A 14,851-nucleotide genomic window follows, 5' to 3' on the forward strand; every position below is an offset into this window, starting at 1 on the left:
ATTACTTTTCATCTGTCAAAGGCTATTGATGATTGAATTGGCCAGCCGTTTCATTTGCAATAATGCCCATCAATAGGAATATGGCAACTAAGCAATTATCAAAGCAAGAAGGAGGAAAAGATTTGCAATCAAAGCAATCAATACCGCCATGGAACCTTTGTCTTTTGCGGCTTTTACAAGCTTTGATTCCTGTGGATGAATTATATCGCAAATATTTTCTATGGCTGAATTTAGTAATTCAGCCAAAAGCACGAGTGTAAATCCTGTTGGCAGTAAAATTTTCTTCCATAACGGCCATGGAACAAAAAAAAGAACAACTATCAAAACAATAAAAACAAGAAGCTCTAGCCGAAAGGCTTCCTCATGGCGAAAGGCGTCAGTAAAACCGTCGATAGAATATTTTGTAGCGGAGATAAGCCGCCGGCGTACTAATTCAATAAAGTTTTTCATAAGATTAAAACCTGTATTTAATCCGTCTTGTTTTTGACTATAGAATAGGCCGAATGATTTTTTCAAGGTAGAAATGCATTTTACTGCGCGTCAGACCCTGAAGATGAAAGCCGTCAAAGGGGTGTTCTTCGCCTTTGATGAAGGCAATGAATGGAATTTTTCCAGAGCCATCTCTGGAGTACGAACGATGATCCCCCCATATTGCCACTAAAGTGCCAGCAGGAACCTGTGTGATATAGTCTCGTATGGCATCATCTGTCGATCTGCTGCACGAATAAAAACCGTGATCATCTCCGGTAGTAAAATGCATTTGTGGGCACACGTCGCGCGGATTTTCAAAGGTGTGCATATTCATTGTAATTATAAACTGAAAGAAGTTTCCACTTTGAGGAATTTTGCTTAAAGCGAGCGGAAACATGTCTTGATCGGCAATTACGCCGTCTCCCCACATGTGGCGCGGCGTGATTCCTTCGCTCTGCATTTCTTCAAGGCATAAGACGTGCTCAACGCCTTGGGCCGTATATGCTGGCCCCTGGTTCATATAAAAATAGGGCATTCCATGAAAAGCAAATGAGGGTGAAATTTTCTTTGATATCTCTGACAAAAGGGAGTTTGGGAATGTTTTGGTGAATGTATAATGTATATAATTCGATGATGCAATATTTCCTGTGAAAATTTCAAAGTCAGAATTTGCAGATCCAAGCTTTTTTGCACCGTCAATGGGAATAATTATCGCGGCTTTTTGCAGGTCGTGCAAAAAAGGCATTACATATTCATCCCCAACGGTAGTGTTGAGCAGATCGTAGTCAAGACTTTCAACTTGGATAAAGATAATCTTCCCTGTTGCTTTTAAGGCAGGTATCTCTTCAATGCCGGTGGGTGTATCCATAACTGGCTGAAGTTGCATGACCCTTGAGGTATATCCTGTGAAGAGTTCTATAAGATATGTGGCTAGATAGCCACGTTTGTGTAAAGATCGTCTTTCCGGTGGGTTCCAGTTTACAACTTCGCCAGGCTGAATTTTTTCATTTGGCCAGAATGCAGACAGCGGCAGGGAAATAAAACTTATGGCATAAACTGAAAGCAGTGCAATTAGAGAAATGATGCCAATTTTCGTTCTTTTAACGTTCAGGTTGATCTTATAAACACAAATTAGTTGAAGAATTAGGCATATTACAAAAAATAATGCCATATGTACGTGAATATAAATGTAAATAGACGATCCAAAATCAAGGGCATAGTCCATGCCATTCAGAATGGCCGTTAGTGTAAGCGGCTCTTTTAGGGCTGAAGCAGCAGAAGTTAGTATGATGCTCGATATGCACTGCAATAAAAAAATAATCACACAAGTTTTTTTATTTGCAAAAGAAAGAACAGCAAGGCTTGCCAGAAAGTTAATGCCTATGATCGGGGCAGATGGGTGGATGCTCCAGATTTGGCAAAAAGTACTTATGCCTGCGGTGAGAGATACCAGGAAAAAGAATGGAATCCATTCTTTGATTGCGCGAAAGTTCAAGGTTGCCTCCTGGTATATTGGCGAAAATCACTATATGCCAAGAACAAAGATGTCAACGGAGCTGTATGGCGTTGCCTTTATTTCGACCGGATGACCCCAGAGCTTGGTTTAGGTGGGGCGGAACGTTGTCTGAAGCTGCGCTGAAACTAGTTCAACAGTTGATGTGGATAACATAGAGTTTTCTTGCTCCCGCGCGATTACGTTTGCTGGCTGCATGCTCATTGCTGTTGCTGCGCGGCAGCTTAAAAATCTGTTGGCAATGCCCGCCGTTGACTTGATCAAAATTCCCGACAGTTCTTCCAAAAGTATGTACGCCGGTATGCACGCCACCCCGCGCCGACCCGAATTTCACCCCCGCTAGAACGCAAAAACGGCGAGTTACCTTTTACAGTAACTCGCCGTTTTACTTGCGTATGTGGCGGAGAGGGAGAGATTTGAACTCTCGATACAGGTTTAAGCCCGTATACTCGCTTAGCAGGCGAGCTCCTTCGGCCGGCTCGGACACCTCTCCGCATGCATCAGGTCAGCAATTAAGCGAACCGGAATGCAGAAAAGCAAGCTAGCCTAGACGGCGGCACCTGTCAAGAATGTTCTGCCATCTATGAATAAAAGGGCATCACAAGCGGACCGTGCGGCTGACACAGCCACACATTGACCGGGGGCGCAGCTTGGCGTAATTTTATGGACTTCTCATTAAATGGAACTATTGGAGCGCATTATGGCCCCCGAAAATGATACGACACCCGCCACTGTTGCTGAAGGCACCGCCACTGGCGATGCCGCAAAAGTCGGCCTGGATTTCATCCGCACCCGTATAACTGAAGACAACGCTTCGGGCCGATTCGGCAATCGCGTACATACGCGTTTTCCTCCAGAGCCGAACGGGTATCTGCATCTGGGGCATGCCAAGTCCATCTGCCTTAACTTTGGCGTTGCCAAAGAGTTTGGCGGGCTGTGCAACCTGCGCTTTGACGACACAAACCCCACCAAGGAAGAAACGGAATACGTTGATTCCATCCGTGAGGATGTGCGCTGGCTTGGCGGCGTGTGGGACGACCGCGAATTTTACGCTTCCGACTACTTCGAGAAGCTCTATGACTATGCCGAACAGCTCATCAAGATGGGCAAGGCCTATGTGGACGACCTCTCGGCGGAAGAAATCCGCGAATATCGCGGCACGCTGACCGAGCCCGGGCGCGAAAGCCCCTGGCGCAACCGGGGCGTGGACGAAAATCTTGATCTGTTCCGCCGCATGCGCGCGGGCGAATTTGGCGATGGTCAAAAGGTGCTGCGCGCCAAGATCGACATGACCTCGCCCAACGTGGTCATGCGCGATCCCACGCTGTACCGCATCCGCCATGCGGAACACCATCGCACGGGTAACAAGTGGTGCATCTACCCCATGTACGACTATACCCATTGCCTGTCCGACTCCATCGAGGGCATTACCCACTCGCTCTGCACGCTGGAATTCATCAATAACCGCGAACTGTACGACTGGGTGCTCAAAACCCTCGGTGCATACCGTCCGCAGCAGATCGAATTTGCGCGGCTCAATGTCACCTATACGGTACTCTCCAAGCGCAAGCTCATTCAGCTTGTGAAGGAAGGACACGTTACAGGCTGGGATGATCCCCGCATGCCCACCCTGAGCGGTATGCGCCGCCGGGGCATCCCGCCCGAGGCCCTGCGCGAATTCTGCTCCCGTATCGGTCTGGCCCGCGCCGATTCCACCGTGGAATACTCCATGCTCGAGTTCTGCGTGCGCGAATATCTCAATGAGCATACCCCGCGCGTTATGGCCGTTCTCGACCCGGTGAAGGTGGTTATTGAGAACTATCCCGTAGGCCAGGTGGAAGAGTTTGACATGCCCTACCACCCGGAAGATGCCTCCTATGGCAGCCGCAAGGTGCCGTTCTCGCGTGAGCTGTATATTGAGCGGGACGACTTCCGCCTTGAGCCGCCCAAGAAGTTCCACCGGCTGGCCCCGGGTGCGGAAGTGCGCCTGCGCTACGCCTACTTTATCACCTGCCGCGAGGCCGTGCTGGACGATGCGGGCAATGTGGTTGAACTGCGCTGCGTGTACGACCCGGAAAGCAAGGGCGGGCAAAGCCCCGATGGCCGCAAGGTGAAGGGAACCATCCATTGGGTGTCGGCGGCACACGCCATCCCCGCAGAAGTGCGCCTGTACGACCAGCTTTTCGCGGTGGAAAACCCCAATGCCGCGCCCGAGGGCAAGACGTTTCTGGATAACCTTAATCCCGAATCGCTTACAAAGGTGGAGGCGCTGCTGGAACCGGCCCTGGCTACTTTCAAGGCAGGAGACAAGATGCAGTTCGAGCGCCTTGGCTACTACTGCAAGGACAAGGACAGCACCGATGCCAAGCCCGTGTTCAACCGCACAACCACGCTGCGCGACACATGGGCCAAGCTGGAAAAGAAGGGCGCATAGCGGATTTTTGAGCAAATATGGGTTTGATCGGCATTTTGTTGCAAGACGCGCTTGACAGTTGCTAAGGCTGTCGCTATATTCCGCGTCTCTACGGGTCGTTAACTCAGTAGGTAGAGTATCTGCCTTTTAAGCAGAGAGTCGCAGGTTCGATCCCCGCACGACCCACCATACATTTCAAGGGCTTATGGCTAATCGCCGTAAGCCCTTTTTTCTTTGGGTATATAAAGGAATAAGCGCATCTGAGATTGAGGCGTCACCCAATATAAGAGGGAAGGAGCCTCCCGTGCTGGTCTGCGTGGTCTTGATGGCGGATGTGGGGGGGCAGTTTCCATTCTCAGGCAATCAGACGGGTGGCACGTAGATGAAATAAAAACGGCCCGTTGACTCTAAGAGCCAACGGGCCGTTGTGCTAGCAACAAAGCTTAATCCTTTTCGTCTTCTGCGCCGCGCGGTTTTCTGCCCCATTTGTCGGGGTGTGTAAAACGCTTGCCGCCGCCACCGTTACCGCCACCATCACGCGGATTGCGGGCAGGGTATCCTGGCCGGGGGCCACGCGGTGCGCGGGGGCCGGGGCCGAAGCTCTTGCGCTGGAACGAGCCGCCGCCAGCGTCCAGCTTGGCGGTCACGCGCGTACCAGCAATGAATACGCCCCGGTTGAGAACGGCCAGCACGTCATCGGCAAACTCGCTCTGCACTTCAACAAGGCTGAAATGCTTCTGAATGCTGATGGCACCGATGCTGCGGCCAGCAATGCCGCATTCACCGGTGATGGCACCCACCATTTCGCCGGGCGAAACCTTGTGGGCATGGCCCACGCTGATGTGCAGGCGGGTCATGGGCGCATCGTTACGGCGCGGGCGGGCACCATCGCGGTCGCCCTGACGGAACCCGTCACGGCCATCGCGACCATCACGACCATCACGGCCAAAGCGGCGGGGCGCTTCGGACAGCGGATCTTCTTCGGGCACGTTGGTGGCATCGCCAAAATCGCGCTGCATCAGCAGCTTGAGCAGGGCTGCGGCCACATCGCGGCTGGTGATGACATCATCGGCAAACTGTTCGGACAAAAAGTCTTCCACCATCTGCATGCAGCTTTCCAGCGCCCCGGCAGTCAGCGTGGCGCGTACTTCATCCAGCAGCCGCGATGTGCGGATGTTGGCAACGTCGCGCAACGAGGGCAGGCGTTCCTGCTGGATGCGGGCCTTGGTATGCCGGATAATATCGCGCAGTTTGTGCTGCTCGCGCAGGGTCACAAAGGTAAAGGCCTTGCCCACGCGGCCAGCGCGCCCGGTGCGGCCAATGCGGTGCACGTAGCGCTCTGCGTCATGGGGAATGTCGTAGTTGACCACGGCATCCACATCGTCCACGTCAATGCCGCGCGCGGCAACGTCTGTGGCGATCAGAATGTCCAGCCCTTCACCGCGAAAACGCTGCATGACCCTGTCGCGCTGCGACTGGGCAAGGTCGCCGTGCAGGCCATCGCTCTGATAGCCGCGCTGCTGCAGGTGGGCCGTCACTTCGTCCACGCTGCGCTTGGTGGAGCAGAACACAAGGGCCTTGCGGAATCCCTGTGCGTCCAGCACCCGGCACAGCGCGTCCATCTTCAGATGGGGGCGCACTTCGTAGTAGACCTGTTCAATGGCGGGCACGGTCAGAGTCTTCTGGGCAATGGCCAGCATTTCCGGCTCACGCAGAAAGCGCTTGCTCAACTGCAAAATAGCCGGGGGCATGGTGGCCGAAAAAAGCACGCGCTGGCATTCAGCGGGCACCCGTTCCAAAATGGCTTCTATATCTTCGCGAAAGCCCATATCGAGCATTTCGTCAGCTTCATCAAGCACAACAGTGGTTGCGCCGCCCAGGCGGAGGGTGCCGCGCTGAAGGTGATCCATGACGCGGCCAGGTGTGCCGACCACCACCTGCACGCCGCGTTCGAGGGCGCGGAGCTGGCGTTCAATGGCCTGACCGCCGTATATGGGCAAAATGGCAACACCGCGCATGCGGGCGGCCAGTTTGCTGAGTTCTTCGGCAACCTGAATGGCAAGCTCGCGCGTGGGGCAAAGCACCAGCGACTGCACCGCTCTTGCGGGGGTGAGCTTTTCCAGAATGGGCATGCCAAAGGCCGCTGTTTTGCCGGTGCCGGTCTGGGCCTGACCTACCGCGTCGCGGCCAGTCAGCAGAAAGGGTACGGCAAGCACCTGAATAGGAGAGGGTTCTTCAAAACCCATATCCTTGACGGCCTGCAACAATTCCGGGGACAAATGAAAATCTTCGAACGATGGGGACATGCTGTTCCTGTACATAAAAAATTACTTGGTAGCGTACCATAGCCTCATACACGCCAATGCACAATGCCCCATCAGCCCCAGATTGCGGCAGACGGCGGCCTGACTGAAAAAAACCGCCCAGAAGCCGCCCAGTGCAAGGGATGACGATTCTGGCGCAGATGTAAAAAATTTCTGCTGCACGGCACAAAACGTTTGCAGGCTGTTGACCTTGCCGCGCTCCTCTGTAGGATGGCCTACGCCGGGATAGTCCTGCACCACGTCAGCCATCAGGAGATACCATGTCCTGTATACAGACACGCGGTCTTGCCTACGGCCAGATATCCTACAAAGATCTGGACATAGAAGAGGGCAAGGCCACATTTATCAGCGGCCCCAGCGGCTGCGGCAAAAGTACGCTGCTGCGGCTGTTCAACAAAACTCTGGCCCCTACGGCAGGCTCTGTGCTGTACCAGGGGCAGGACATGGCCGACATTGACAGCATTGCCCTGCGGCGCGAGGTTTTGCTGGCAGGGCAATCCGTGTTTCTTTTTGAGGGCACGGTGGGCGAAAATTTTGACGCCTTTTGCGAAGCCAGGGAATCCGCCAACCTTGCGGCGGAAGACAAACAGAAATTTTTGCGCCTGTGTTGCGCCAATTTTCCGCTGGATGCGCCTTGCGTGCATCTTTCCGGCGGTGAACGCCAGCGCGTGTTTCTGGCCATCTGTCTTTCATTCCTGCCCAAGGTGCTGATGCTGGATGAACCCACCTCAGCCCTGGATCAGGAAACGGCAGAGCGCTTTATGGCGCAGGTGCTGGCCTTTTGCCGCGAGCGCGCCATGACCGTGGTAGCCGTGAGCCATGATCCCGCCCTGACAGAGCGGCATGCGGAAAACATCATCAGCCTGCGGGCAGAGGCGGAATAACCATGAACGGCGTTGCCCAGATTCAGTTAGGCTCGTTTTTGCTCGTCTATGTGCTCTTGCTGGTAGTGCTGGCGGTTATGAAAAAATGCCGCATCAGCCAGACCAAACTGTTGGTGCTGGCAAGCGCGCGCATGACCTTGCAGCTCATTGCCGCAGGCTACGCGCTGACCTTTCTTTTCGAGCATCCGCACCCGCTGCTCACCATGGGCTATCTGCTCATACTGGTGTTTTTTACCATCTATCTGGTGCTTTCCCGCAACAAAAGGCTCAACCCGCGCTTTCGGGTAATAGTGTCTGTTTCCATTGCCAGTTGCGGGCTGGGCATCATCATATTTTTCGTGACCTGTATTGTGGGGCAGAGCGTGTTTGATCCGCAATACCTCATCCCCATCAGCGGCATGCTCATGGGTAATGCGCTCACGGGCGTTTCACTGGGGCTCAAGTCGTTCTGGAACGGCCTTGAGGGGCAGCGGGCGCGTGTGGAGGCGCTGCTGAACATTGGGGCCACGCCGGAAAAGGTGCTCTTTCCCTTTGTGTGCCAGGCGCTGGAAACCGCGCTCGTGCCCACGCTCAACTCCATGCTGGGCATGGGCATCGTGGTGCTGCCAGGCATGATGACAGGCCAGATTCTTTCCGGCACCGCGCCCACCACTGCCATCCTGTACCAGATAACCATCATGGTGGCTATTTGCGCCTGCGTGTGCCTGTGCTGTTTTTGCTCGCTCTATTTCGGCTACAGAACGCTCTGGAACGCGCAAAAACAGGTGGCTTTCTAGGCGCAGATTGCCAGTGGGAAAGCTTCAGGTTCAGCGCGCCAACACGTTGTTCACCCTCACTCCCCGTTGATACAAAATATTGTCTTGCTCCGGATTTTAAAAATCCGGAGCAGTTACCCAAGTATTTGCTCGGAGAGTATCCATAAAAACTAGCTACTGGTCAGCCTTGTTCTGAAATTTTTTCACATTTTGTTGGGCGTCTGATAACTGGGCGTTCAGCGCACTTACATCATTCCCTTGGGCTTTTTCTTCCGCAATCTTTGCTGTAAGCTGTTTTTGTTTATCTTTCGCGTCCTGTAGCTGCTGTGATATTTTCATATTGCTTACAGTAAGCCCTGAATCGCTATCGGTAGACGGCTCATTTTCATTGTTTTTATCAACACTTTTTGACAGTTTTTTCCCTTCTTCTGAGATTGTGACAGTGTCTCCCTGCTGTTGTTCAGAAGAATCGTTCTTTTTTGACACATTCGTTCCATTTGTTGTTGCTGATATGTTAGAAGGCTGTACGGAATTATTGCTAGCGCTTGTGATAGAATCCATAATTAACTCCAATGGTTGTTGTTAATATGTTCGTTCCACAATTGAGTTATTGAAGGCCTTAAACCTTTGTCACTGCTATCCGTCTAGTTAGAGTGCCAACACGGTTCGTCCTCCCAGCCTTGAAGCTGGAGGTTTTCGGTTAGCGGAGCACACTCCGCAGGGCCGATTCGAGATCCGGCTGGCGAAAGGCATAGCCAGCAGCCTGCAAGCGCGCCGGAACAGGATTCTGCCCTGCGAGCAGCAGCTCATCGGCCATCTGCCCCAACATCAGGCGCAGTACCAACGCTGGCACGGGCAGCCACGAGGGTCTGCCGCAGGCCTTGCCAAGGGCGTGGGTAAATTCGTTCATACTGGGGGTGCGCGGCGCGCAGATATTGAACGTGCCCGCAAGGTCGGGCCTTTGCAGCAGCATAGATGCGGCTCCGGCTACGTCTTCAAGGTGCGTCCAGCAGAAGGGCTGTTTGCCTGAGCCCAGCGGCCCGCCCACAAACATGCGGAAGGGCGGCAGCATGCGCTCCAGAAATCCGCCGGGGGTTCCATCCGCCTTTTTGCCCAGCACCGGGGCAAAGCGCAATACGCAACGGCGGATGCCCAACGCTTCAACGGGCACGGTGCTCTGCTCCCACTGGCGGCATGTTTCGGCCAGAAATCCCGTGCCGGAAGGCGCACCTTCATCGCAGGGCGGCGCGCTGTTTTGCCACAGGCCATAGTATCCACTGGCCGAGGCCTGCAGGAGCGTTGCGGGCGCTTGCTGGGATTGTTCCTTGCGCAGGCGCAGGGCAACGCACAAGGCTTGCCCGGTTTCTACCCGGCTGTTCACAATGGCCTGCTTGCGCTCCGGCGTCCAGCGGCCTCCCCCGATATTTTCGCCCTGGAGATTGATGATGGCGTCGATGCCGTCCAGCAATCCGGCAAGGGCAGCTCCATCCCAGCCGTTCCAGACCACGCGCCGCGGTCCGTTGCCGTCCTTGCCCGCCCTGCGTGAAACCACGCTTACGGTAAGGCCCTGGCGCATGAGCGCCGTTGCCATGTATCGCCCCACAAAGCCTGTGCCGCCCAGAATGAGAACATGCATGGTGAACCCCCCTGTTGTGCGAAGCCGTGCGTTTGATGCAGTCTATACCTTTTGCCGGGGAACAGGCAATTTTATCGTTTTGTCGGCCTTGCGGCGGACTGGACAGGTTGCGGAAAAACCTCCTGCGCCATGCGGATGAACTCCCGCGCTGCGGGCGACATGCGGCGTGCGTCCGGCACCGCCAGGGCTACCTGTCGCCGGGCGGCAGGACGGAGGGGCTTTTTGACGTAGTCCTGTGTTTTATCTGGCGGCAGGGCGGATTCCGCCACAATGCTCACGGCCTCGCCCCGTGCCACAGCGGCAATGGTGCTCACAAGCTGCAACGAGCGCCAACGGATAGTGGGTTGCAGGCGCAACGCGCGGAACAGACCCCCGATAATGTCTTCAGACCCGGCTCTGGTCATGGCAAAGGGGCTGGCGCAGAGTTCCTCAAGGGTGACGGCGTTTTTTTTCGCCAGCGGGTGCTCCAGCGGCAGCAAGGCCACCAGCTGGTCTTCCATGAGGGGAAAGGTGTCAAACCGGTCATCCGGCAGGGTCACAAAACCAATATCCACGCGGTGGTCTGTGAGCCATTGGGCCACCTCGCCGTCCGGGCCTTCATCCACGTGGATTTCAATGCCGGGGTAAACCGCGCGGTATTTTTCAAGCACCGGGGGCAGCAGGCGCAGCGAGGCCGTGGGGCCAAAGGAACCGATGCGCAGGGTGCCGCGCTTCATACCGCGCGCGTCCGAGGCCTCCTGCCGCATGGATTCCGCCAGCCCAAGCATTGCCTGAGCCTGCCGCAGCAGGCGAGCCCCCACATCTGTAAGCTCCAGATTTTTGCCGCGCCGCAGCAGGGCCACGCCAAATTCCTGCTCAAGCGCTTCAATGGCGTGGGATACACCCGATTGCGAAATCCCCAGTTGCAGGGCTGCGGCAGTGAAGCCCCGGCGCGCGGCCACGGTGGAAAATATTTCAAGCTGGGTCAGCGTCATTGTGATTTACCATGAGTTATTGCTCATTTTTCTATGAATAAACATGCACGTAAATGTATGCAATTCAGCTTGCGGCTGCAATGGGTGCGGCCTGTGCAAGGCCTTTGGCCGCAGAATTTCAGTAAAGTCAGGGATTGAAATGAGTGTTGCAAAAGAACGCGCGGGGGACGCTGCCGTGTACGTGCGGTTGGCACTTGTGGCCGTGGCCTGGGGGGGAACCTTCATTGCGGGCAGAAGCCTGGCTGGCATTGCGCCAATGTTCTCGGCCAGCCTGCGGTTTTTGCTGGCCTCGGCGGCGCTGAGTCTGTTTCTTGTGGTTTCCGGCAAGGGTTTTCGCCGGGTGACGGCGGGGCAGGCTCTGGTGGTGATCCTGCTGGGATTTTGCGGCATATTTTCGTACAGCTTTTTCTTTTTCAGCGGCTTGCAGCACATCAGCGCTTCGCGCGCGGCGCTGATTGTGGCCTTGAACCCGGCGGTCATGGCCCTTATCGCCTACCTTTTTTATCGTGAGCGAGTGAGCGCGCTGAAAATGCTTGGCATTGCCCTGTGCTTCGGCGGTGTGGCTCTGGTGGTCGGCGGCGGTGATCCCCAGCGGGCAGGGGCTGGCGGCAGCGGCTGGCTGGGCGAGGCGCTTATAGGCGGCTGCGTGCTGAGCTGGAGCGCCTACAGCGTGTTTTGCAAATCAGTGGTGCGGCAGCTTGGGCCGTTGCACACGGTTACGTATTCCATCTATGCCGGAACCCTCATGCTTGCGGCCTATACCGTCTGCACTGGCGCGCTGGATTTTGCCGCTGTGGTGCGTTTTAGCACCGGTGAGATGCTCAGCCTGCTCTATCTGGGAATAGTTGGCTCCGCCGTGGCCTATATCTGGTATTATGACGGCATTCAGAAAATTGGCGTTGCGCGCGCTGGCGTATTTATTGCGCTCAATCCTTTGGCGGCGGTGCTGCTTGGCGCGGCCATGCTGGGTGAACAGATGACGCTGGCGACTCTGCTGGGCGGTGCGCTGATTATCACCGGCATTGTGGTGGAAAACTGCCGCAGCGGAGCCGGATGTGCTCAGGCCGCTGAGCCGCCCTTAGAAACAGCCGCCGAACCGTCCGCCAAACTATCCGGGCGGGCGGGGAGCTGACAGCCGCAATCTTCTGTTTCCGCCTTTCTCGATTTTACGGCAAAGTCCAGATGCTCCCGGCCCCAGGCGTACAGCGCCTCTAGCGCCGGGAGCAGTTTTTTGCCGCGCTCTGTGAGCGAATATTCCACCTTCGGCGGAATTTCGTTGTACTGCCTGCGATGTACAAGGCCAAAATCTTCCAGCTCGCGCAGGCATTTGGTCAGCATCATGTTGGTGACGCCCCGCACGCTGCGTTTCAGTTCGTTGTAGCGCATGGTGTCTTTTTCGGCCAGGTGCCACAGAACGGGCAACTTCCACTTGCCGCCAATGCACCTGAAAACGTGCAGGATGGGGCATTCAGTCTTGTCATCATACAGGCCGCTGGCGGCGCGTGAAGGAGATTTTGTCATGGTATGCTCGCTAAAAGTAGGGAAGAAAAAAATGCGTACTTGCGAAAATAGTTTTAGAGCAGGTATACATGGTGGTCAAGAAGTCTCATGCCATCAACCAATTCCCACAGGAGGATATAATGAAAATTTACGCCATAAACGGTGGCCCTCGAAAGAAGTTCAATACCGCCAAGCTGCTTCAGGCGGCTCTGGACGGCGCGGCCGCCGCACCCTGTAGCGAAACCGTAGAAACCGAGATGATCCACCTGCATGATCTCAACTACAAAGGTTGCGTGAGCTGTTTTTCGTGCAAAAGGGTGGGCGGCAAGAGCTACGGGCATTGCGCAGTCAAGGATGATCTGGCCCCGGTGCTGGAAAAGCTCTCGCAGGCGGACGGGCTTATATTTGGCAGCCCCATTTATTTTGGCAATGTCACGGGCATGATGCGCAGCTTTCTTGAGCGCCTGATGTTTCCCTTTTTCGTGTATGACAAGGACTACAGTTCGCTTGCTCCCAAGCGCATGCCCACGGCCTTTATTTACGCCATGAACGTAAGCAGCGAAGAAATGGAGCAGTACGGTTACCTCCAGAACCTCAAGGGGATGGAAACTTTTGTGGGCCGTCTTTTTGGCGAACCGCAAGTGCAGCATGTGCACAATACCTACCAGTTTGACGACTATAGCAAGTACAAGTGCGAACGGTTCTCCGAGCCGGAAAAAGCCGCTTATCGCGACGCGCATTTTCCGCAAGATCTGGAGCAGGCCCGCCGCATAGGCGCTGCAATGGTTGCAGCTGCCAGATAGCCTTCGGACTGCCCACGGCAAAATGCAAAGCCCCCGTTTTTCAACGGGGGCTTTGTCATTACTGAAAGTTGCGCCAGAGGGGATTATGCACCCAGATAGGCTGCCTTGATTTCCGGCGTGTCGGCCAGATGGGCGGCGGAACCTTCCGCCACGATACTGCCCGTGTCGAGTACATAGCCGCGATCTGCCACTTGAAGCGCCAGACGGGCGTTCTGCTCCACAACCACAACGGTCAGACCTTCGCTGTTGAGTTGTTTGAAGGTGCGGAACATGTCGTACATCAGCAGGGGCGAAAGGCCCATGGAGGGTTCGTCCAGCAGCAGCACCGAGCAGTTGGTCATAAGCGCGCGGCCCACGGCCAGCATTTGCTGTTCGCCGCCAGAGAGCGTGTCGCTGCGCTGGTGCATGCGTTCTTTAAGGCGCGGAAAAAGCTCAAAAACCTTGTCCACATCCCGCTGGATGTTGTTGTCCTTGCGCGTCCAGGTAGCCAGCTTGAGATTTTCATTCACCGTGAGGTTGCCGAAAATATGGCGGCCTTCTGGCACAAGATCCATCTTGAGGCGGGCAACCACATGGTGCGGCTCTGTTTTTAATATGGATTCGCCGTTAAAGCGGATGTCGCCGCTGATGACCGTGGGCGATTCCGGCGGCGTGAGGCGCATGACGGCCTTGAGCGTGGTGGATTTGCCAGCGCCGTTGGCCCCGATGAGGGTGACTATTTCGCCCTTGTTCACGTGAAATGAAATGCCGTGAAGGGCTTCAATCTTGCCATAGCCGGCGTAGAGATTTTCAACTTCCAGTAGCATCACACGTTCTCGTCGCCCAAGTAGGCCTTGATGACATCGGGGTTGGACTGAATTTCCTGCGGCGTGCCCTTGGCAATGGTCTTGCCGAATTCCACCACGGTAATGTGCTGACACAGCGACATGACAACCTTCATCTGATGCTCAATCATCCAGATGGCGATTTTGAATTCGTCAAAGATCCAGCGGATGTGCTTGATGAGGCCGTCCACGTCCGAGGAGTTCAGGCCAGCGGCGGGTTCATCAAGCAGCAGCAGCTTGGGGTCTGTGGAAAGGGCGCGGGCCAGCTCCACCCGGCGCTGCAGGCCGTAGGGCAGGTTTTTGGGAAATTCATTGGCCACATCGGCCAGTTCCATGATTTCAAGAATCTTTGAGGCCTTTTGCCGTACGCGTTTTTCTTCGCGGCTGTAACGCTCGTTGCAGAGCCACACGTCAAGCAGCCCGTATCCCAGCCGATGGTATTGCGACACGCAGATGTTGTCGAGCACCGTCATGTCGTTCCACAGGCGGATGTTCTGAAAGGTGCGGGCCATGCCCATGGCCGTAACCTGATGCGGTTCAAGGCGTGTATCGTATGTATGGCCGTTAAAGACAATCTGCCCCTCGGTGGCGTGATAAAAGCCGGAGGCCAGATTGAACACCGTTGTTTTGCCAGCGCCGTTGGGGCCGATAAGGCCCACAAGGCTGTGGTCTTCCACGGCGATGGAAAAATCCGTTAACGCAATCAGCCCGCCGAAGCGTTGCGTGACTTCTTTCATTTCAAGCAGTGCCAAGG

The 14,851-nt window shown here is 55.2% G+C and carries 15 protein-coding genes and 2 tRNA genes; 6 read left to right on the plus strand and 11 right to left on the minus strand.

The genetic code is table 11. The annotated features are described in order from the left end of the window. Positions 1 to 87: 87 nt before the first annotated feature. The 3 genes from RDK48_RS07195 to RDK48_RS07205 form a co-directional block, all read right to left on the minus strand. Positions 88 to 450, minus strand: a complete 363-nt coding sequence (locus RDK48_RS07195; RefSeq protein ID WP_298998447.1) for a diacylglycerol kinase — start codon at positions 448 to 450, stop codon at positions 88 to 90. Positions 451 to 487: 37 nt separating this feature from the next. Then, positions 488 to 1,966, minus strand: a complete 1,479-nt coding sequence (locus tag RDK48_RS07200) for a sulfatase-like hydrolase/transferase (RefSeq protein WP_298998449.1) — start codon at positions 1,964 to 1,966, stop codon at positions 488 to 490. Positions 1,967 to 2,382: 416 nt separating this feature from the next. Next, positions 2,383 to 2,477: transfer RNA gene (locus tag RDK48_RS07205), tRNA-Ser, on the minus strand. A 207-nt stretch (positions 2,478 to 2,684) separates the two neighbouring features. Here RDK48_RS07205 and RDK48_RS07210 point away from each other — a divergent pair. Both RDK48_RS07210 and RDK48_RS07215 read left to right on the plus strand, forming a co-directional pair. Continuing rightward, positions 2,685 to 4,418 carry a glutamine--tRNA ligase/YqeY domain fusion protein gene (locus RDK48_RS07210; protein ID WP_298998451.1) on the plus strand — a complete coding sequence of 578 codons (1,734 nt, stop codon included), beginning with the start codon at positions 2,685 to 2,687 and terminating at the stop codon, positions 4,416 to 4,418. A gap of 92 nt (positions 4,419 to 4,510) precedes the next feature. After that, a tRNA-Lys gene (locus RDK48_RS07215) sits at positions 4,511 to 4,586 on the plus strand. Positions 4,587 to 4,840: 254 nt separating this feature from the next. Here the strand turns inward: RDK48_RS07215 and RDK48_RS07220 are convergent. Then, complete coding sequence (locus RDK48_RS07220; protein ID WP_298998453.1) at positions 4,841 to 6,703, minus strand: DEAD/DEAH box helicase; 1,863 nt, start codon at positions 6,701 to 6,703, stop codon at positions 4,841 to 4,843. A gap of 21 nt (positions 6,704 to 6,724) precedes the next feature. Continuing rightward, positions 6,725 to 6,970 (minus strand): hypothetical protein, encoded by a 246-nt coding sequence (locus RDK48_RS07225; RefSeq protein ID WP_298998455.1) that lies wholly within the window; start codon positions 6,968 to 6,970, stop codon positions 6,725 to 6,727. Between the two features lie 11 nt (positions 6,971 to 6,981). Here RDK48_RS07225 and RDK48_RS07230 point away from each other — a divergent pair, with 11 nt between their 5' ends. Together RDK48_RS07230 and RDK48_RS07235 are read left to right on the plus strand one after the other, a co-directional pair. Continuing rightward, positions 6,982 to 7,605: an ABC transporter ATP-binding protein gene (locus RDK48_RS07230; protein ID WP_298998458.1), complete on the plus strand. Its 624-nt coding sequence runs from the start codon at positions 6,982 to 6,984 to the stop codon at positions 7,603 to 7,605. A gap of 2 nt (positions 7,606 to 7,607) precedes the next feature. Continuing rightward, the gene (locus RDK48_RS07235) at positions 7,608 to 8,381 is read left to right on the plus strand and encodes an ABC transporter permease (RefSeq protein ID WP_298998460.1); all 774 of its coding nucleotides are present in this window, start codon (positions 7,608 to 7,610) and stop codon (positions 8,379 to 8,381) included. Positions 8,382 to 8,534: 153 nt separating this feature from the next. Here the strand turns inward: RDK48_RS07235 and RDK48_RS07240 are convergent, their stop codons facing one another. The 3 genes from RDK48_RS07240 to RDK48_RS07250 all read right to left on the minus strand — a co-directional run bounded on the left by RDK48_RS07240 (position 8,535) and on the right by RDK48_RS07250 (position 10,970). Next, positions 8,535 to 8,921, minus strand: coding sequence for a hypothetical protein (locus RDK48_RS07240; RefSeq protein WP_298998461.1), 387 nt, complete (start codon positions 8,919 to 8,921; stop codon positions 8,535 to 8,537). A 139-nt stretch (positions 8,922 to 9,060) separates the two neighbouring features. Beyond that, positions 9,061 to 9,996, minus strand: coding sequence for a TIGR01777 family oxidoreductase (locus RDK48_RS07245; RefSeq protein WP_298998463.1), 936 nt, complete (start codon positions 9,994 to 9,996; stop codon positions 9,061 to 9,063). Positions 9,997 to 10,067: 71 nt separating this feature from the next. Next, positions 10,068 to 10,970: a LysR family transcriptional regulator gene (locus RDK48_RS07250; RefSeq protein WP_298998465.1), complete on the minus strand. Its 903-nt coding sequence runs from the start codon at positions 10,968 to 10,970 to the stop codon at positions 10,068 to 10,070. A gap of 139 nt (positions 10,971 to 11,109) precedes the next feature. Between RDK48_RS07250 and RDK48_RS07255 the strand changes: the two genes are divergently transcribed. Next, positions 11,110 to 12,102: a DMT family transporter gene (locus tag RDK48_RS07255; protein ID WP_298998467.1), complete on the plus strand. Its 993-nt coding sequence runs from the start codon at positions 11,110 to 11,112 to the stop codon at positions 12,100 to 12,102. Here RDK48_RS07255 and RDK48_RS07260 read toward each other — a convergent pair. Then, the gene (locus RDK48_RS07260; protein WP_298998469.1) at positions 12,030 to 12,491 is read right to left on the minus strand and encodes a helix-turn-helix domain-containing protein; all 462 of its coding nucleotides are present in this window, start codon (positions 12,489 to 12,491) and stop codon (positions 12,030 to 12,032) included. The two genes, RDK48_RS07255 and RDK48_RS07260, sit on opposite strands and share 73 nt — an antisense overlap. Before the next feature lie 119 nt (positions 12,492 to 12,610). Between RDK48_RS07260 and RDK48_RS07265 the strand changes: the two genes are divergently transcribed. After that, positions 12,611 to 13,273, plus strand: a complete 663-nt coding sequence (locus RDK48_RS07265) for a flavodoxin family protein (RefSeq protein WP_022657560.1) — start codon at positions 12,611 to 12,613, stop codon at positions 13,271 to 13,273. 83 nt (positions 13,274 to 13,356) lie between these two features. On the opposite strand, the gene RDK48_RS07270 is transcribed toward RDK48_RS07265, so the two are convergent. Then, complete coding sequence (locus tag RDK48_RS07270) at positions 13,357 to 14,079, minus strand: ABC transporter ATP-binding protein (RefSeq protein ID WP_209819340.1); 723 nt, start codon at positions 14,077 to 14,079, stop codon at positions 13,357 to 13,359. Continuing rightward, positions 14,079 to 14,849 (minus strand): ABC transporter ATP-binding protein, encoded by a 771-nt coding sequence (locus RDK48_RS07275; RefSeq protein WP_022657562.1) that lies wholly within the window; start codon positions 14,847 to 14,849, stop codon positions 14,079 to 14,081. The genes RDK48_RS07270 and RDK48_RS07275 overlap by 1 nt, the downstream gene beginning before the upstream one ends. Between the last annotated feature and the right edge of the window lie 2 nt (positions 14,850 to 14,851).

This window comes from uncultured Desulfovibrio sp., from assembly GCF_902477725.1.
Lineage (GTDB): Bacteria > Desulfobacterota > Desulfovibrionia > Desulfovibrionales > Desulfovibrionaceae > Desulfovibrio.